Here is an 18,752-nt window from a genome sequence, read left to right on the forward strand (position 1 = left end):
TCTCGTATTTATGCAACGTTGTCGAAGTAGCCTTGCAGCGCATCGATCTGCTGTTGTGCATCTTCGATTGCGTTGAAGGTGCGGCGAAAGTCGCCAATTTGATCATGCTCTTTGAGGTACCAGCCCACGTGCTTTCGGGCAATACGTAATCCTTTGAGCTCCCCATAAAATTGATGAAGCTCTTGAACATGACCCAACAAAATCGTCCTAACCTCTTCTAATGAAGGGGCAGGCAAGTGCTCACCTGTGGTGAGATAGTGGTGGATTTCGCGAAAAATCCACGGGCGTCCCTGAGCAGGGCGACCAATCATTACGGCATCTGCCCCTGTATAGTCGAGAACATACTGGGCCTTTTCTGGTGAATCAATGTCGCCATTGGCTATCACCGGAATCGATACCGCTGCTTTCGCAGCTTTAATGCTGTCGTACTCTGCCTCACCTTTGTACATGCAGGCACGCGTGCGGCCATGCAGTGCAAGGGCTTGGATACCACAATCTTCCGCCATCCGGGCGATCGTTACACAGTTCTTATTGTCCGGATCCCAGCCTGTACGCGTTTTAAGCGTCACGGGAACATCCACCGCGTTTACCGTGGCTGTTAGGATTTGCTCAATCAGATCGGGTCGAGTTAGCAATGCAGAGCCTGCTAGCTTTTTATTGACCTTTTTCATTGGGCAACCCATGTTGATGTCAATCACTTGCGCCCCGTTCTCGACACAAAATCGCGCCGCATCAGCCATAAGCTCGGGTTCAGCCCCCGCGATTTGCACCGAGCGCAGACCGGATTCGTCAATATGAACCATGCGCTTTTGCGATTTGTTCGTCCGCCACAATGCTGGATTGGATGACATCATTTCACTGATAGCCATACCGGCACCATGCGCAAGGCATAGCTCACGAAATGGTCGGTCCGTCACGCCGGCCATTGGGGCGACGATCAAAGGGACATCCAGGGTGTAAGGTCCGATACGCAAAAGCTCTAAATCCTCTTCAGCCGCTCTGAGTCAGCAAGGGCGCGCATTTTACGCATTTTTGCTGCGTCTGAAAAGGACAATATTTGAGCATTGATGGCTTGATTTTTCTCGCACTTTTTGTATCAGCCGCGTTTCGCTGATTAATCAAGCATTTCAAGTAGCACGTCAACCATGGCTTACCGACAAACGTTACTTGTGCGGCAAGCTCATAGCGCGACGATCTGACCGATTAAGTGAGCAACTGGCCGCTTATCCGGCACCACTCTTCACGTTCGACGATCGGGTTAATATCGAGACGATCGCGATAGTGATTAGCAACGTCTTCGGCTTGAGAATCGAGAACGCCAGACATCGCTAGTTGACCATTTGGTTTGATCAGCCCTTTGATCACGCCAGAAAGCTCACGGAGTGGGCCAGCGAGAATATTGGCCACGACCACATCTGCTTTCAGATCGGCCGGTTGGTCTTTCGGGAGATACAGGTGCAGTTGATCGGCAACACCATTACGCTCAGCGTTGTCCTTGGAGGCGAGCAGGGCTTGGGGATCGATATCAATGCCAATGACCCGCTCAGCGCCCAGCTTGATAGCCGCAATGGCTAGAATGCCTGAGCCACAGCCAAAATCAATCACGGTTTTTCCGTTTAGATCCAAGCTATCAAGCCATTCCAAACAAAGGGCCGTGGTTGGGTGAGAGCCGGTGCCAAAGGCGAGTCCAGGATCCAGCATCACGTTGACTGCCGTGTCATCGGGGACCTCACACCAGGTCGGACAGATCCACAGCCGCTCGCCAAATTGAATCGGCTTAAAGTTATCCATCCATGCCCGTTCCCAGTCTTTGTCTTCGAGCTGCTCGATCTTGTGGGCAAAGTTGTCAGCCAGCAATGGGCTCGTGTTTAATACCGCTAATACGGTATCCATATCGGCTTGTGCATCATACAACGCCATGATGTCAGTTTCGCCCCACAAGCGGGTTTCGCCGGGTAAAGGCTCAAAAACCGGGGTGTCTTTGGCATCAAGGAAGGTCACAGACAACGCGCCGGCTTCTTCCATCAGTAGATCGCCAAGTGCTTCAGCATTGTCGGCATTGGCGTTCAGTTTTAATTGGATCCAAGGCATGGTGAATCTCGTGTCAGGATAAGGAATACTGAAGATGTTATCAGATCAACACTGTGCATGCTGCAAACAAAAAGCGGCCTACAAACATGCAGGCCGCTTTGCGTCTATTTATCGTTCTACGCTCTGGTCATGACAAGCCGAGCTTCTTCTCGAGGTAATGAATGTTGGCACCACCGCGTTGGAAGTGCTCGTCATTCATAATGTCGATCTGGAGTGGGATATTGGTTTTTATGCCGTCAATCACTGTCTCAGCGAGCGCATTTCTCATGCGAGCAATCGCAACGTCGCGGTTTTCCCCATAACAAATAAGCTTGCCGACCATGGAGTCGTAATGGGGAGGCACGTGATAGCCCGTATAGACATGGGACTCCCAGCGTACACCCATGCCACCTGGCGAATGAAAGCGTTGGATTTGTCCCGGGCTGGGGATAAAGCGCTCTGGATCTTCGGCGTTTATCCGGCACTCGACCGCATGACCACGAATCTGAATATCGTCTTGCGTAAACGACAGCGGCTGACCGGCAGCGATACGCAGTTGCTCTTTAACCAAATCGATACCCGTGACCATTTCTGTCACAGGGTGCTCAACTTGAATACGTGTATTCATCTCGATAAAGAAGAACTCGCCGTTTTCATACAAAAATTCAAAGGTGCCGGCGCCGCGATAGCCAATTTCAACACACGCGCGGCAGCAACGTTCACCAATAAACTTACGCATTTCTGCAGTGATCCCTGGTGCAGGGGCTTCTTCGACCACTTTTTGATGGCGGCGTTGCATTGAGCAATCGCGTTCACCGAGATGAATGGCACCACCTTGACCGTCTGCGAGTACCTGTACTTCAACATGACGTGGGTTTTCAAGGAATTTTTCCATGTAAACCATGTCGTTGCTGAACGCGGATTTTGCTTCAGAACGCGTCATGGCAATGGCGTCAATCAGTTCCGATTCGGCACGAACCACACGCATACCACGGCCACCGCCGCCGCCAGACGCTTTGATAATGACGGGATACCCGATACGCTTGGCGATCGCTTTGTTTTTCTCTTGATCGCTACCCAGAGGGCCATCTGAACCTGGCACACAGGGTACGCCCGCTTTTTTCATCGATTCGATCGCGGAGACTTTGTCCCCCATCAGACGAATGGTTTCTGCTCTTGGGCCAACAAACACAAACCCTGAGCGTTCGACTTGCTCGGCGAAATCGGCATTTTCTGATAAGAAGCCGTAGCCAGGATGAATGGCAACAGCACCGGTGATTTCAGCGGCACTGATAATGCGAGGAATGTTCAAGTAGCTTTGATTGCTTGGCGCGGGGCCAATACAGACGGTTTCGTCGGCTAACAAGACATGCTTAAGATCGCGATCTGCGGTGGAATGCACCGCCACGGTTTTAATGCCGAGCTCTTTACAAGCACGCAAAATTCGCAGTGCAATTTCACCACGGTTAGCAATTACAATTTTATCTAACATGCGCCCTCGCTTATTCGATGATCACGAGTGGTTCGTCGAATTCAATGGGCTGGCCGTCTTCACACAGAATCGCTTTCACCACCCCGCTCTTATCGGCTTGGATTTGGTTCATCATTTTCATGGCTTCAACGATACACAAGGCGTCGCCTTCTTTCACTTGGCTGCCGACTTCGACAAATGCTGCCGACTCTGGGCTCGGTGCACGGTAGAAGGTGCCAACCATGGGTGACAGAACCTGATGGCCAGTCGGTTTAGGTGCGCTTGCTGGCTCTGCGGCAGAAGCCTCGGGGGCAGGCGCGGGTGCAGCCGGTGCTGCGTATTGTGGTGCGTACTGTGGCGCAGCCATTTGGGCTGGCGCTGCGGGTGCTGAGCGGCTGATTCGTACTGACTCTTCACCTTCGGCAATCTCGAGTTCGGAGATGCCCGATTCTTCGACAAGTTCGATCAGTTTTTTAATCTTGCGGATATCCATGATACGTCTCTTCTTATGTTTTGTTTTACTGGGCCGCAAACGCGAGGTGGCGTGCGGCAGCTGTTAAGGCGAATTCGTAACCATCAGCCCCTAAGCCACTGATCACGCCGACCGCTTTATCCGACAAATAGGAATGATGTCGGAAGGGTTCGCGGGCGTGAACATTAGATAAATGCACTTCAATAAAGGGAATGTTGACCCCGAGCAGTGCATCGCGTAATGCAACCGAGGTGTGCGTCAAAGCGGCTGGGTTAATAATAATAAAATCCACGCTTTCCATCGCTTGGTGGATTTTATCAATGAGGCTAGCTTCACTGTTGGATTGAAAGTGCTCAAGGGTCAATGCCAACCCTGTGGCTTGAGCCTCTAACGCGGCCATGATTTGCGCGAGGGTCTGAGAGCCATAGTGTTCAGGCTCACGGCGTCCGAGCAAGTTAAGGTTCGGGCCGTTTAAGACTAAAATGTGGTTTCTTGTCGGCATCTTGAGGCTTACTTCTCCTATTCGCTAACATCGTGTCAGCTTAGTGTGAATTCCTGCTGGTACGCATGCTGTGATGGTACGCTACATGCGATTTTATCCTTTGTGATAGCAATTATAGAGAATTCACCGCAAATCGCAGCAAAATACTGGTCTAATCAGCACACTTCGTCCTGTTGGTGTTGAAAAAATGCGCGCTAAAGCAGGTTTAGCGGCAAGAATAAAAAAGCCGCCCGTGGGCGGCAAAGGTTGCTAAGCAATCTTTCGTGAGGGTTACACCACACTCTCTTTTTCTGCAATAAGCTTATCCACCACACTCGGGTCGGCAAGGGTAGACGTATCTCCCAAGCTTCCGGTTTCGCCTGTGGCAATTTTACGCAGAATTCGGCGCATGATTTTACCGGAACGTGTTTTAGGGAGCGCATCGGTCCAATGAATGAAATCTGGCGTGGCGATCGGTCCGATTTCTTTTCGCACCCATTCTTTCACTTCTTTATGCAACTCGGCGCTCGGCACTTCACCGGCGTTGAGGGTGATATAGGCATAAATGGCTTGGCCTTTGATATCATGAGGTACCCCGACAATTGCCGCTTCAGCAATCTTATTGAATGCCACCAAAGCGGATTCGACTTCGGCGGTGCCCATTCGGTGCCCGGATATATTGAGTACATCATCAACCCGGCCGGTGATCCAGTAATAACCGTCTTGATCGCGGCGCGCGCCGTCACCGGTAAAATACATGCCTTTGAAGGTCGAGAAGTAAGTCTGCTCGAAGCGATCGTGGTCACCAAATACGGTCCGCATTTGACCGGGCCATGAGTCCAGCATCACCAAGTTACCCTCTGTCGCGCCATCAAGAAGATTGCCCATGTTGTCCACCAGCGCTGGCTGAACACCAAAGAAAGGACGCGTCGCTGAGCCCGGTTTAAGTGGTGTGGCGCCAGGGAGGGGCGTAATCAAAATCCCACCCGTCTCTGTTTGCCACCAAGTATCGACAATTGGGCAGGCTTGATTACCGATGGTGCTGTGATACCACTCCCAGGCCTCGGGGTTAATGGGCTCGCCGACCGATCCCATGATCCGTAGCGAATTACGTTGGGTGCCGGCAACGGCTTCATTGCCTTTGGCCATCAGTGCGCGAATCGCGGTGGGAGCGGTGTAGAGGATATTGACCTGGTGCTTATCGACCACTTCACTCATTCGCGCCGTGGTCGGGTAGGTGGGAACACCTTCGAATAAAAGGGTTTTTGCCCCGTTCGCGAGCGGGCCATACACCAGATAGCTGTGACCGGTAATCCAGCCGACATCGGCGGTACACCAGAACACCTCGCCGTCTTGATAATCGAAAACGTATTTAAAGGTCATTGCGGCGTAAACCAAGTATCCACCTGTGGTGTGGAGAACGCCTTTGGGGGTGCCGGTGGAGCCAGAGGTGTAGAGAATGAAAAGGGGATCTTCAGCCTGCATTTCTTCTGCGGGGCAATCCACCGATGCGTTTTCCGTGACCTCATGCCACCAAACATCGCGGTGATGATGCCAATCAATGTCGCCACCTGTGCGCTGGTAGACCACCACTTTTTCGATTGACTTCACGTTGGGGTGGGTTAGCGCTTCATCGACATTTTGCTTTAACGGGACGGCACGGCCACCGCGTACCCCTTCATCCGCAGTTACCACCACTTTCGCGTTCGAGTCAATGATGCGGCCTGCAAGCGCTTCAGGGGAGAAGCCACCGAATACGACGGTATGCACCGCCCCAATGCGCGCACAAGCGAGCATCGCGATGGCCGCTTCCATGACCATCGGCATATACAAGCAAACCACATCGCCTTTTTTAACCCCTTGCGCTTTTAGGGCGTTAGCAAAGCGACCCACGTGCTCGTAAAGGGCTTGGTAAGTCAGGGTCGCATCGTCGTTGGGATCATCGCCTTCCCAAATCAACGCGATTTGATCGCCTTTGTCTTTTAGGTGGCGATCAATACAGTTAGCCGCCACGTTGAGTGTGCCATCTTCAAACCAGCGAATATCGACATGCCCCGTATCAAAGGACGTGTGCTTGACGTTGCTGTAAGGTTTTATCCAATCAATTATCTGGCCTTGTTCTCGCCAAAATCCCTCAGGGTCGGTAATTGATTGCTGATAGAGAGCTTGATATTTGGCCTCATCAGCGTGTGCCTTTTGTGCAATTGAAGGCATGACGGGATATACGTGACTATCGCTCATCCTGTTTCTCCTCGTGTCCGCGATGCTCCGCGCGGCGCTTCCATGTCGTGAGATGTCAGGCGTTACCGCGGCCTGGCAAACGTAAACCATGCAGTAAAGGTGTGACAGATAAGGCTATCCGGCAATTAGACTTTAGGATGAGCCCCTTGATTTTTAAGTGGATTGTGGTGTTGTCGGGCCAGTTACTGGGCGCTGGATCGCACTTTTATTGCGATTCAAGGGCGCGGGATTACCGAGATTGAGGGATTGGCATCTCGCCTTGCGTCAGGCGAACATAAATCAGGGCCGCTGCTAAGGCATCGTCTAAAGCATCATGGCGAGCAGGAAGGGGAATCTCTAGATGGCGACTGATCGCTTCCATGCTGATGTCATGATAAGCATTAGGGAGTAAGCGCTCTAATTTGCGTTGATAAATGTCGCTGACTTCAATCAGTGGGTTGGGCAGCGGGAAACCAAGATATTGACGGGCATAGCGATCCAAAATGCTTTTGTCGTAGCGGATATGGTAGCCAACTAAAGGATGATTACCGATGAAGTGGATCAGTGAGGTCATGGCCTGCTTGGCACTGACACCATGGACAAGATCTTGATGACGCAATTGATGAATGCGCACGGAGCCGGCGCTTAAACTTTCGGGTGCGGCAAGGGTGAGTGTCAGCGATTGACTGGTCAGAATACGGTTGCCTTTGATCGGTGTCGCCGCAATCGTAACTAACTCGGCATGAGCTGGGTCAAGGCTGGTGGTTTCACAATCCAGTGATATCAGGGTACGTTTATCTGGCGGTAAAAAGAGCGCGCGATAAGGAGAGTGGCGCAACCGATAGCGATGCCAATAGCGAGCCAGCTGGTTCACGTTAATCCCTCACATGATAGTGGAACGCGAGGGATTGTTTAAACTTTTTCACCACGTGCAACCCGTGGCGCAATAGATCGCGTTCACTCGACGGTAAGTCGGCCACATCCAGGCGGTTACTTTGCTGCTCACCACGAAGTTGTTGGCGTAGACGAAGACGAATGAACAGTTTTAGCGCCTCTGACAGGTTTGCTGCCGTTTCGTCGGCCAGTGTGCCTAACTGGGCCAGTTGCGCGAGCCTCTCAAAGGTATTGGTCTCGGTGATCCCTTTTTCTAAGCTCATGGTGCGAACACCGTGGACGATCGGGAAAATGCCGCCTTTTTTAATATCTAGCCCTTCTTTACTGCTTTTAAGCGAGCCAAACACGGTCAAAGGAACCCGGAAGGCCAGCGCGGGACGCACAAAGGTATTAAGCGCCAACATATTGTCACTTAACGCCTCGTGAAGTGGTGTTTGGATCGCATTAATCAAGCTGAGATCCCCAGCAATCGCCTGGCTATCGGCTAAGATGGCCAAATCCATCACGCTTTGTTCATTGGCACTTTGGACGAGGTTGCGCACGGTTTGTTGCCATTGCGAGGCGGTTTTTACCCATTTGGGGTTGCTGACCATCACATTGCCGGGGCAGGGCGGGTAGCCCAGTTGATAAAGCGTGTGTGAAAAGGCCGCCATGACTTGCTGACAATCCGGCCAGTCCAGGTCATCGGCGAGAATAAGCGCATTATCTTGATCGGTTTTAAGTACTTGCTCGCCCCGTCCTTCTGAGCCCATCACCACCATGCAGCACTGGTTTTGATAGTTCTCGGGCACCAACAAGCGAAAGGCTTTTTCCATGATTTGTTCATTCACGGTGGCGATGAGTTGCATCACAAAGCGGGTATGGATGCCGTTGTTAAATAGGGTATGCACCAGTTTGCTCTGGCTATTGGCGGCGATAACTAACTCATCAATGGTTTGGGCGCGCGCAATTTGCAAGTTGAGCACGTGTGAGTGGGTTGAAAATAGGCTCAGCACTTGCGGCAGGTCAAGCATCCCCGCGGTTTGCCCTTGCTGGTCGACCACACGCACACGCTTCACGCGCTGGCGCGTCATACTGATCATGGCATGAAAAAGAAAGTCACCGCGTTCAACACTGACCACAGGGCGCGTGGCCACCTCGCCAACGTGGGCGGATTGATCATAGTCATCGAGTACCAAAGCGTGTAATAAGTTCGTCCGGGTAATAATCCCGCAGTCTCCATCATCAAACGTTACCAAAGCACAGTCACAGCGTTCGGCTTTCATTTGCGCGGTCGCGGCTTTTATCGTCAGCGTTGGGGAAATACATAACGCAGGTTGAATATTGCTATCATCAATCCTGGTGAGCATAAATTCGGCGAGGTTTTGTTGCTGACGTGCCTGGACCATTAACGCTTGTCGGCGTTGTAAGTTGGTCTCAAAGTAATCGCGGAAGTCTTGATTACTATGGTAGATCGCAAGAAACACCTCGGCCGGTAGTAGGTGGCAAAGCGTATCTTCTAAGGCGCGGTATTGATGTTTGGCGGTGCCGTGCACGAGCGCGGGGACGTCAAATAAATCCTCAGACGTATAGTGAGAAAACACTTCTTTGCCGTCTTCTGAGACTTCTTCGACACTGCCTTTAATAATGATAAACAGCTGCTCACCCGTATCACCTGCATGGATCAGGCTGTCGCCGCGCCGAAAATAGCCAACATCCAGCGCTTGTCGACATTGTTTGGCTTGTGCGGGCGTTAGGCAATCAAACGGTGGCTGCGAGGTGTCAAAAGGTTCAGGCATAATCGCACTCCTCACTATGATAGCCTCAGTGTGTCTTAGCCCTCGCGATCCTGCTAGCCGACTTTAGTCTAGCCAGTTACGACGGTTTCATCGACGAGATCAATGTTTTGCCATCAATAAGCGCCGCTTGTGTCTTTTTTTCCCGTCCTATTACTGCGACACTTAGCGCCGTATGTCTCTTAATATGAAGTAATGATATGGCATTAACCCAATGTTCCCCCTTTCGTTGGTTGTCAGAATATTTTGGCGGCTTCTTTTTTTCGTATGGCGTGTATTTGCCGTTTTGGGCGATATGGTTTGAGTCTCTAGGCCTTAATTCGGGCGTGATCGGGACCTTGATTGGGCTTGGTTTTGCTACCCGGTGTGTCGCCAACTTAGTGTTTACTCCGCGCGTGCAACAGGTTGAGGCTTTGTTGCCGGCTCTGCGGGCGTTGACCTTGATGGCGTTAGTGACCTGTGCATTGCATCCCATGATGGGTGCCAATGTGTGGTGGCTGGCTTTCGTCACTGTGTTGTTTAATTTAGCCATTGGTCCAGCGGTGCCCTTGTCTGATGCATTAGCGAACTATTACGCGCGTCATCGGTATATCGACTATGGTCGTACACGTCTTTGGGGGTCGATTGCCTTTATTGTCGGTTCGAGCTTAACGGGCTGGTTGGTGACCGAGCAATCGGCGGCAATTATTCCTTGGGTGGCAATCGGTGGCTTATCGGCATGTTTACTGCTGACCTTGCGTCGTCCTACCATCATGCCACAAAGCGAGCATGATATGACAGGCAGCAAAGTGTCGATGCGTCAGCTATTCCGTGATCGTCAGGTCATTGTATTTTTGTTGATCGCCTCTTTGTTGCAGGGCAGTCATGCCGCCTATTACAGCTTTAGTGCGATTTATTGGAAGCAGGCCGGTTACAGCGAGAGTATCGTCGGTTATTTATGGAGCTTGGGCGTCGTATCAGAAGTGGCCGTATTTGCTCTCGGCGCTCGGCTTTTTAGCGGTTGGTCGTCCAAGTCGTTATTCCAATTGGCTGCGTTAGGCGTATTGATCCGTTGGGGGATAACAGGCACCACCACCGCAGCCATTCCCGTTGTGTTGGTTCAGTTACTTCATGGCGTCACCTTTGCCGGTGCGCACTTGGGGGCCATGCAGTATATTCAGCGTGAATGCGGAACGCGGTTGGTCGCTGCACAAGCTGCTTATAACGCGTTGCCGATGGGCGCGGTGGTCGCGGCTCTTACTACTACAAGTGGGTGGATTTATGCGGTTTCGCCATCGGGAACCTTTTACGCAATGGCGCTGCTTGCGTTGCCTGTTTTTGTGCTCCCATTACGTGAGCCCGAATTTCGACGCGCCAAGCATGCCAGTGTGCAATAAACGGCTTACCGGCTTGCAATAAAGTTAGCTAGAGCGCCCACAAAGCCAGCATTGCATGATTGAGTGGGCGCCGTTGCCGTGGTACACCCAGCCAAAGGATTTGGCACATTATGGCGTCAGGAAGGGAGTCATGACACAAGGCTGGGTAATTGTCTCTGTTTCACTGCTCTATATGGGGGCATTATTTGCCATTGCCTGGTATGGCGATCGCCAGCCGCGCTGGCTTCACAAATGGCGGCCTTGGATTTATAGCCTTTCCATTGCCGTTTATTGCACCTCTTGGACCTTTTTTGGCACCGTCGGCCAAGCGTCCAGCTCTCCATGGTCCTTTTTGCCGATTTACCTTGCGCCGATGTTGGTGTTCACCCTCGGATGGCGCTTTCTCGCTCGTCTCATTCTGATTGCCAAACGCGAACATATCACTTCGATCGCTGACTTTATTGCGGCGCGATATGGCAAGTCTCAGGGACTGGCTGTGATGGTGACGCTGATCGCTGTGGTGGGGGTGCTCCCTTATATTGCGTTGCAACTACGCGGCATTGCCATGGGGCTTGACGTGCTCTCGCCAGAAATGGGGCGGAGTGTTGGTTTAGAACAAACGCAAATTGCGTGGTTGGTGTGTGTCGTTCTCGCCGTTTTTACGGTGTTATTTGGTACTCGACACATTGATAGCACCGAACATCATCGCGGTATGATGATGGCAGTGGCGTTTGAATCTGTCATTAAGCTGGTGGCTTTTCTCGGGGTTGGCGTGTTTGTTGTTGCGCTGTTATTCCAAGCGCCGACGTTGCCAATAACGCTTGAAGCATCAGGTGTTATCGGTGAGCCCGATGTCGGTAGTTTAATCATTCACACCTTTTTAACGGGCGCCGCGATTATTTGTCTGCCGCGCCAGTTTCATACCATGGTGGTGGAAAACACGCGTGCAAGCGATTTGAACATGGCACGTAAAGTCTTCCCAACCTATCTACTCCTGATGCTAATTTTTGTCCTTCCCATGGCTTATGCCGGGCAAGCGTTATTGCCCGGTACACCGGCGGATACCTATGTGATCCGCTTGCCCTTATCTGTGGGCGCGGAAGGCATGGCATTACTGGCGTTTATGGGCGGTGCTTCGGCAGCCAGTGGCATGGTGATTGTTTCTACCATTGCGCTGGCCATTATGGTCTCCAATGATCTTGTTATGCCGCTGCTGTTACGGCGTATGAAAATGGCCTCTCGCAATTTCGCGCAATTTTCTGGTTTATTACTCAACGTCCGTCGCGCGCTGATTTTCTTGATTTTGATTGCCGCCTGGGGCTTCTATCATTTGATTTTAACCGTCCCAACCTTGTCAGAAATTGGCTTTCTGTCTTTTGCTGCCATCGCGCAATTTGCACCTGCCATGGTTGGCGCCTTGTATTGGCGGCAAGGAAATAAAAAAGGGGTGTACGCTGGGCTGACAGTCGGATTTTCGCTTTGGTTGGTGACCATGATGGTCCAAACTGGGATGCTGGCAGGGGATGGGCAATCCAATATGCTTATCTGGCTGATTACGCCACCATCATTACCTCCACTCGCCGGGCTTAATATCATTGATTGGGGGTTGGCCTTTAGCGTATTGATGAATGCCGTCAGCTTTATCTTTGTGTCTTTATTAACACGACCGTCACTGAGTGAGCGCTTGCAAGCCGCCGCATTTGTCGGCATGCCATTACCCGAAAACGATGGTGCGCGCTTGTATCAAAGCCGAGTCACGGTCGCAGAGCTTGAGATGCTGGCGTCACGTTTCGTGGGGCGTCGACGCATGCGCCAGGCTTTTAGCCAATTTGCTGAGCAGCGCGGTGAGGAGTTAATGCCACAGCAACAGGCCAGCGCCCCTTTAATTCGTCATACCGAGCGTGTGCTGGCGGGCGTGTTTGGATCGTCATCCGCTCGGCTGGTGCTGTCTTCTGCACTACAAGGTCGAAATATGCAGCTGGAGGAAATTGCCACCATCGTGGATGAAGCCTCTGAGTTGTTTGATTTTTCTCGCGGTCTTTTGCAAGGCGCCATTGAGCATATCAATCAAGGGATATCGGTGGTGGATAAACAATTACGGCTAGTGGCGTGGAATCAGCGTTATATCGATATGTTCCAATTTCCACCTGGGCTTATTCAAGTCGGACGACCGGTCGCGGACTTAATCCGGTTCAATGCTCAGCGGGGATTGTGTGGGCCGGGCGATCCGGAGGATCATGTGAGCAAACGGGTGATGCACTTAACGCGGCGAAAGCCGCATACGTCCTCGCGTGTTCATCCCGACGGGCGCGTGATTGAATTGCAAGGTAACCCGATGCCGGGCGGGGGCTTTGTCATGACCTTTACCGATATCACCGCGTTCCGCGATGCCGAAGCCGCGCTCAAACAGTCAAACGAAACCTTGGAAGCGCGTGTGACTGAGCGAACCCAGGAATTGGAGCGCTTGAATAGCCGTTTAATCGACGCCACCCGTAAAGCGGAATCCGCCTCGCAGTCAAAAAGCCGTTTTTTAGCCGCAGTGAGTCACGACTTAATGCAACCGCTCAATGCGGCGCGCTTGTTTGCCTCATCACTGAGTGAAATGGCGGTCAACCGTGAAACAGAAACCGCCGCGCAGCATATCGAAAGTGCGCTCGAAAGTGCTGAGGTATTGATTGGAGACTTATTGGATATTTCTCGTCTTGAATCGGGCAAGATGAAAGCCCGGATTGAATCCTTTCCATTGAGTGAAGTCTTTGATGCGCTTGAAGCGGAATTTGGGGTGTTAGCACACCGACAAGGCCTCGATTTTCATGTCTGCCGCAGCCGGGCCATTGTCCGCTCTGATAAAACCCTCCTTAGGCGAGTATTGCAAAACTTCTTAACCAATGCCTTTCGCTACAACCCAGACGGACGGGTGTTATTTGGCGTGCGCCGTACCGGCCATGATTATCGAATCGAGGTTTGGGATGATGGGGATGGGATCCCGTTGGCTCGCCAGCAAGATATTTTTCAAGAGTTCACTCGGATTGAGCGCCAAGGTGCAGAGCAGGGGCTGGGACTGGGGTTGGCTATCGCGAAAGGCATTAGCCAAATCTTGTCTCAACCGTTGGGACTGAAGTCATGGCCAGGCAAGGGGACTGTTTTTTCCATCACTGTTGATGGCAGTGATATCCGCCAAGTGAATGCTATTCCGAAAGGCGCCACACCAACGCTGCACAGCGCCCAGGTGTTGGAAGGGTGCCGAGTATTATGCGTTGATAATGAACAAGATATTTTGACCGGAATGACCCAGCTTTTATCACGTTGGGGCTGTGATGTGCGGTGCGCGCAAGATGTTGGCGAGGCCATGCAGCAAATCAGTGAACAATGGCAACCTGAATTTGTGCTGAGTGACTATCATTTAGCCAACCAACAAACGGGCCTACAAGTATTACAGCAATGCCAGCTAAAGTTGGGCGCTTGTTTTCATGGCGTAATGATCAGCGCTGACCGCAGTACTGAAACACAACAGGCGGTAACTGGGCTAGGCTTTACGTATCTGTCTAAGCCCGTGAAGCCGCTGAAGCTACGGACCCTATTACAACAGCGAGGAAAATAATGACGCCGTTTGCATTCGCGCGCCTTGAAACCGATATCGGTACCGTCAAGGTCGAAGGACGATTTGATCCTATTGATGGTCATATTGAAGTCGATGAACTTGCTCACTTGGATGGCGACGGATGGGCCGATGTGAACCACTGGCTTGCTGAACAAGCTTATGAACACAAAATCGCTGTGATTATTGCCGCGATTCGACCTGCCGTGATGTCGCTGAATAGCTAGTGCCTCCCTTCGCTGGGGTCATCATCGTATCATCAATTATGACGCATTTTGTCGTCGGCTATGATGCGTCTTGGGCTTGCTGGTGTTCGGTGTAAAAGGTCTTGTGCTCGATAAACGTAGCAGGCGTTTGTGCAAAATAATGGCTACCCGCCATGCTCACTGCGACGCGGATTTGTGCATCATTACTCTTTGGTGCTGGCAGTGATACGAGCCAGTGGGTACCTTTATTACCGGTGGCTTGCATTGCTTGGGGCGAGGTCTGTGCCAGGCCAATACGAACACCTTCTAAAGGCAACTCACTGATCAGCCGCAACGTCAGCTGATTATCCTCGATCCCTTGTGACTCCAGTTTGAGTTTCATATCACCATTTTCGAGCTGACAAAATCCGCTGGTATAGCGACAGTTGGAACGGACAGCAAGCGGGTAGCTTTTCCCCGGTTGGGCCGCCTTGGGCGCTTCAGACACACTGGCATCGACCGCAAAATAGGCTATCACTGCGAGCACCGGCGCGACTAGCATCGCGATAACTACATGCTTGTTGGTTAATAAACGCGTTATCGTTGACATCATGCCTCTCCTTGGCTGGACATAATCGGTCGTTTAAAAGCCCCCGAAGGGGCTTGGATAGTTTAACATTGTATCAGTGTGATTGCGCATCACCCGCACCCGATGGCATGCGAACGTGTTCGACTAAGTCTTGCACCTCTTGCGGTGTTTCCTTCGTCATGCGTGACACAATGATAGCGACAACAAAGTTGCAGACTGCCCCGACTGCACCAAAGGCATTGGGTTCAATCCCTAAGATCCAGTTGCTGCCTAAGCCTTCAAAGTAGGTCCAATCAGCGACAAACAGAATCCCTTTATGTTGGAAGACATAGAACAGGGTGACACTGATCCCCGCTACCATACCCGCAATTGCGCCCTCTTTATTGATGGTTTTGGTGAAGATCCCCATCATCAGTACCGGGAATATCGATGACGCGGCCAAACCAAAGGCAAGTGCCACTGTCCCGGCCGCAAAGCCTGGTGGATTGAGCCCCAAGTATCCAGCGCCGGCAATCGCTAATGCCATGGATATCCGGCTCGCCATCAGCTCGCCTTTTTCACTGATATTCGGATTGACGACCCCTTTAATCAGATCATGGGATATCGCGGACGATATAGCCAATAATAACCCGGCTGCGGTCGATAAAGCGGCCGCCAGGCCACCGGCGGCAATCAAGGCGATCACCCAGTTAGGCAGTTTGGCGATTTCGGGATTGGCCAGGACAATAATATCGCGGTCAACGCGTAATTCGTTGGTTTCCGGATCCGACGTGTACTGAATTTTTTGATCGCCGTTTTTATCATCAAAACCAAGTAGCCCGGTTTTTTCCCAGTTTTTGAACCAGTCTGGACGCTCGTCATAGACAAGATTGTCGCCATTAGGCAGATTCACAGTGTCCATTAAGTTCAAGCGCGCCATTGCCGCGACCGCAGGTGCTGAGGTGTACAAAATCGCGATAAAGAACAGCGCCCAACCCGCAGAAGCCCGAGCATCACGTACCTTAGGCACGGTAAAGAAACGGATAATGACGTGGGGTAAGCCAGCAGTACCAATCATCAGTGACATGGTGTAGGCAAACATATTGAGCGTACTGCCACGCACTGCGGTGGTGTATTCCACAAAGCCAAGTTCGGTGACCACCTGATCCAGTCGATCGAGCAGATACTGATCGGTGCCCGCCATGGTGCTACCGAGACCCAGTTGTGGGAACGGATTACCAGTCAAGTTAAGGGAAATAAAGATTGCGGGAATGGTGTAAGCTAAAATGAGTACGCAATATTGAGCAATTTGGGTGTAAGTAATGCCTTTCATCCCGCCCATCACGGAATACATAAAGACGATCACCATACCGATTAATAGCCCGGTGGAGTAATCCACTTCTAAAAAGCGACCAAAAGCCACCCCAACCCCTTTCATCTGACCGATAACATACGTCACTGAGGCGATGATTAAGCAGATGACAGCGACGATACGTGCGGTTTTTGAATAAAAGCGCTCACCGACAAACTCTGGCACGGTAAATTTGCCAAACTTACGGAGATAAGGCGCGAGCAGCAATGCAAGAAGCACGAAGCCGCCAGTCCAACCCATTAAAAACACCGAACCGCCATAACCCATAAAGGCAATTAAGCCGGCCATTGAAATAAAGGAAGCGGCTGACATCCAGTCTGCAGCGGTGGCCATCCCGTTTGCGATGGGGTTGACCCCGCCGCCCGCGACGTAAAACTCCTTGGTGGAGCCTGCGCGTGCCCAAATTGCAATCCCGATGTAGAGTGCGAATGTGAACCCGACAACAATATAAGTAATGGTTCTTAAATCCATGTGTTTATCCTCTTACTCGTCGTCAACACCGAACTCGCGATCGAGTTTGCGCATTTGTTTGGTATACACAAAAATGATGCCGAGGAAGGTATAAATCGATCCCTGCTGAGCAAACCAGAATCCTAATTTGTAGCCGCCAATTTGAATGGTATTGAGAGCATCAACGAATAAGATCCCGCAGCCAAATGAGACCACAAACCAGACAATCAGTAAGCTGATCATCAGTTTTACGTTTCTGTCCCAGTAGGCTTTTGCGTGTTCCTTGCTTTGAAACGCCATCGCCTTCTCCTTGTTTATTACGTTAATGGAATGTTACGTAATGACGATAGCAGGGGTTAGGCAAAGCGACATTGCAACTTTAGTCGAGCTTAGTTGTAGGCAATCGCAGGAAAAATCAGGTGTTTTGTGAGGTAGGTTGGGCTGGCTCCGTGTGAGCCAGCCAAGGCTTTCGCCAAAGGTCTAACTTAAGTGGTAAAACTTTTGGACCCCTTCGAGTAAATTAGCCACTGCCACCGAGGCGAGAATCAGCCCCATTACGCGACTGATAATAGAAGCGCCCACATTACCAATCACCTTGTGAATCACATTGGCCCCGAGGAGTAAAGCCAAGGTCGCGAGCAGAACTAAAAACATCACTCCCGCGGTGATCGCTTGTTCAGCAATGGCATAGCGGTTGTTATCGGTGAGCATCACAATGGCCATCATGGCGCCAGGGGAGGCAATGGAAGGCACAGCCAACGGATAAACGGCCGTTGCCGCTATCTCGGCTTTATCCACGTTTTCGCTCAGCATTTTGGCCTCTTGGCTGGGTTTGCCTTCGCCGAAAATCATGGTCAGAGCAAAAAGAAGGAGTACTAAACCGCCCGCGGCTTGAAATGCAGGCAGTGGAATTTGCATCGCTTCTAACAAAATCTGACCAATAATGAGAAAGAAAAGCAAAATCGCAAAGGAAATAGTGACGGCTTTAATGGCAACGCGGCGTTTTTGTTTCGCCGTCATATGGCTGGTTTGCGAGAGATAAATGGGCACGCTACCGATAGGATCGATCACGGCCCATAAGATCACGAATTGTGTAGCCAGAATACTTAGCATGGGCGCTCCATAATAGGGTCGAGGGCGCTAGCGTATCAAAGTTCTATATTGGATTGCTGCAATAAAATCACTGCTTGCGTACGATTTTTCACCCCGAGCTTGCGGAAAATAGCCGTCATATGCGCTTTGATAGTGGCTTCGGAAACGGCGAGATCGTAAGCGATTTGTTTATTAAGCAGACCGTCACAGAGCATCCGCAACACCTTATACTGCTGCGGTGTCAGCGCAGCGAGTTTGCTAGATAGGCACTCGCTGTCATCCTCCTCGCCGAGATCATCAGGAAAACAAGGCGTTCCCTCGAGTACCTGGGTTAATGATTGTACCAAAGCACGCATATCGCTGGACTTAGGGATAAAGCCAAACGCACCATGTGAATGCACTTGACGGATCACATTGCGTTCTTCGCTGGCAGAGACGACGACAATGGGCAGGTTAGGATATTGGTTGCGCAGCTCAATCAGACCGGACATGCCGTTAGCGCCGGGCATTTTGAGGTCGAGTAGGACTAAATCGACGTCAGCATCTCGTGCGAGTATTTTATGCAAGCTATTTAAGCTATCTGCTTCCAACAGGTTGGCACCGCTTATCGCCATATGCACAGATTGAAATAAGGCATTTCGAAATAGTGGATGATCATCAGCAATAACGATGGTGTGTTGCGCTTCCATAATGCGGCTATCTTTCCCTTCAGTTTCTTTCAACCTATCACCCGATGCAGGGCTTATCAA

16 protein-coding genes are annotated in these 18,752 nt (G+C 51.3%); 3 read left to right on the plus strand and 13 right to left on the minus strand.

Annotated elements, in window-relative coordinates; all coding sequences use genetic code 11:
• Positions 1 to 8: 8 nt before the first annotated feature.
• The 8 genes from dusB to HLG76_RS12895 all read right to left on the minus strand — a co-directional run bounded on the left by dusB (position 9) and on the right by HLG76_RS12895 (position 9,386).
• Complete coding sequence (gene dusB / locus HLG76_RS12860) at positions 9 to 974, minus strand: tRNA dihydrouridine synthase DusB (RefSeq protein ID WP_175993795.1); 966 nt, start codon at positions 972 to 974, stop codon at positions 9 to 11.
• 229 nt (positions 975 to 1,203) lie between these two features.
• Positions 1,204 to 2,091 carry a 50S ribosomal protein L11 methyltransferase gene (gene prmA / locus HLG76_RS12865; protein ID WP_077677616.1) on the minus strand — a complete coding sequence of 296 codons (888 nt, stop codon included), beginning with the start codon at positions 2,089 to 2,091 and terminating at the stop codon, positions 1,204 to 1,206.
• A 127-nt stretch (positions 2,092 to 2,218) separates the two neighbouring features.
• Positions 2,219 to 3,562: an acetyl-CoA carboxylase biotin carboxylase subunit gene (gene accC / locus HLG76_RS12870; protein ID WP_021024109.1), complete on the minus strand. Its 1,344-nt coding sequence runs from the start codon at positions 3,560 to 3,562 to the stop codon at positions 2,219 to 2,221.
• A 10-nt stretch (positions 3,563 to 3,572) separates the two neighbouring features.
• Positions 3,573 to 4,034, minus strand: coding sequence for an acetyl-CoA carboxylase biotin carboxyl carrier protein (gene accB / locus HLG76_RS12875; RefSeq protein WP_021024108.1), 462 nt, complete (start codon positions 4,032 to 4,034; stop codon positions 3,573 to 3,575).
• A gap of 25 nt (positions 4,035 to 4,059) precedes the next feature.
• Positions 4,060 to 4,515, minus strand: coding sequence for a type II 3-dehydroquinate dehydratase (gene aroQ, locus HLG76_RS12880; protein WP_077461892.1), 456 nt, complete (start codon positions 4,513 to 4,515; stop codon positions 4,060 to 4,062).
• 270 nt (positions 4,516 to 4,785) lie between these two features.
• Complete coding sequence (gene acs, locus HLG76_RS12885) at positions 4,786 to 6,735, minus strand: acetate--CoA ligase (RefSeq protein ID WP_077577051.1); 1,950 nt, start codon at positions 6,733 to 6,735, stop codon at positions 4,786 to 4,788.
• A 229-nt stretch (positions 6,736 to 6,964) separates the two neighbouring features.
• On the minus strand, positions 6,965 to 7,588 hold the full coding sequence (locus HLG76_RS12890; protein ID WP_077577053.1) for a 3'-5' exonuclease: 624 nt from the start codon (positions 7,586 to 7,588) through the stop codon (positions 6,965 to 6,967).
• A gap of 1 nt (position 7,589) precedes the next feature.
• Positions 7,590 to 9,386, minus strand: coding sequence for a DUF294 nucleotidyltransferase-like domain-containing protein (locus HLG76_RS12895; RefSeq protein WP_175993796.1), 1,797 nt, complete (start codon positions 9,384 to 9,386; stop codon positions 7,590 to 7,592).
• A 197-nt stretch (positions 9,387 to 9,583) separates the two neighbouring features.
• On the opposite strand from HLG76_RS12895, the gene HLG76_RS12900 reads away from it, so the two are divergent.
• The 3 genes from HLG76_RS12900 to HLG76_RS12910 all read left to right on the plus strand — a co-directional run bounded on the left by HLG76_RS12900 (position 9,584) and on the right by HLG76_RS12910 (position 14,563).
• Entirely contained in the window at positions 9,584 to 10,759 is a 1,176-nt protein-coding gene (locus tag HLG76_RS12900) for a 3-phenylpropionate MFS transporter (protein WP_021024103.1), read from the plus strand.
• 130 nt (positions 10,760 to 10,889) lie between these two features.
• Positions 10,890 to 14,339: a hybrid sensor histidine kinase/response regulator gene (locus tag HLG76_RS12905; RefSeq protein ID WP_175993797.1), complete on the plus strand. Its 3,450-nt coding sequence runs from the start codon at positions 10,890 to 10,892 to the stop codon at positions 14,337 to 14,339.
• A complete protein-coding gene (locus tag HLG76_RS12910) occupies positions 14,339 to 14,563 on the plus strand; it encodes a hypothetical protein (RefSeq protein ID WP_077461897.1) in 225 nt (74 codons plus the stop codon). The genes HLG76_RS12905 and HLG76_RS12910 overlap by 1 nt, the downstream gene beginning before the upstream one ends.
• Positions 14,564 to 14,621: 58 nt before the next feature.
• Here HLG76_RS12910 and HLG76_RS12915 read toward each other — a convergent pair whose 3' ends face one another.
• The 5 genes from HLG76_RS12915 to HLG76_RS12935 all read right to left on the minus strand — a co-directional run bounded on the left by HLG76_RS12915 (position 14,622) and on the right by HLG76_RS12935 (position 18,692).
• A complete protein-coding gene (locus HLG76_RS12915; RefSeq protein ID WP_236719544.1) occupies positions 14,622 to 15,134 on the minus strand; it encodes a hypothetical protein in 513 nt (170 codons plus the stop codon).
• A 70-nt stretch (positions 15,135 to 15,204) separates the two neighbouring features.
• Entirely contained in the window at positions 15,205 to 16,932 is a 1,728-nt protein-coding gene (locus tag HLG76_RS12920) for a sodium:solute symporter family protein (RefSeq protein ID WP_077679091.1), read from the minus strand.
• A gap of 12 nt (positions 16,933 to 16,944) precedes the next feature.
• On the minus strand, positions 16,945 to 17,211 hold the full coding sequence (locus HLG76_RS12925; RefSeq protein ID WP_021024098.1) for a DUF4212 domain-containing protein: 267 nt from the start codon (positions 17,209 to 17,211) through the stop codon (positions 16,945 to 16,947).
• Positions 17,212 to 17,391: 180 nt separating this feature from the next.
• The gene (locus HLG76_RS12930) at positions 17,392 to 18,024 is read right to left on the minus strand and encodes a MarC family protein (RefSeq protein WP_021024097.1); all 633 of its coding nucleotides are present in this window, start codon (positions 18,022 to 18,024) and stop codon (positions 17,392 to 17,394) included.
• Positions 18,025 to 18,059: 35 nt separating this feature from the next.
• Entirely contained in the window at positions 18,060 to 18,692 is a 633-nt protein-coding gene (locus HLG76_RS12935; protein ID WP_175993804.1) for a response regulator transcription factor, read from the minus strand.
• Between the last annotated feature and the right edge of the window lie 60 nt (positions 18,693 to 18,752).

It is taken from the genome of Salinivibrio sp. EAGSL, assembly GCF_013366455.1.
In the GTDB taxonomy this organism is placed as follows: domain Bacteria; phylum Pseudomonadota; class Gammaproteobacteria; order Enterobacterales; family Vibrionaceae; genus Salinivibrio; species Salinivibrio costicola.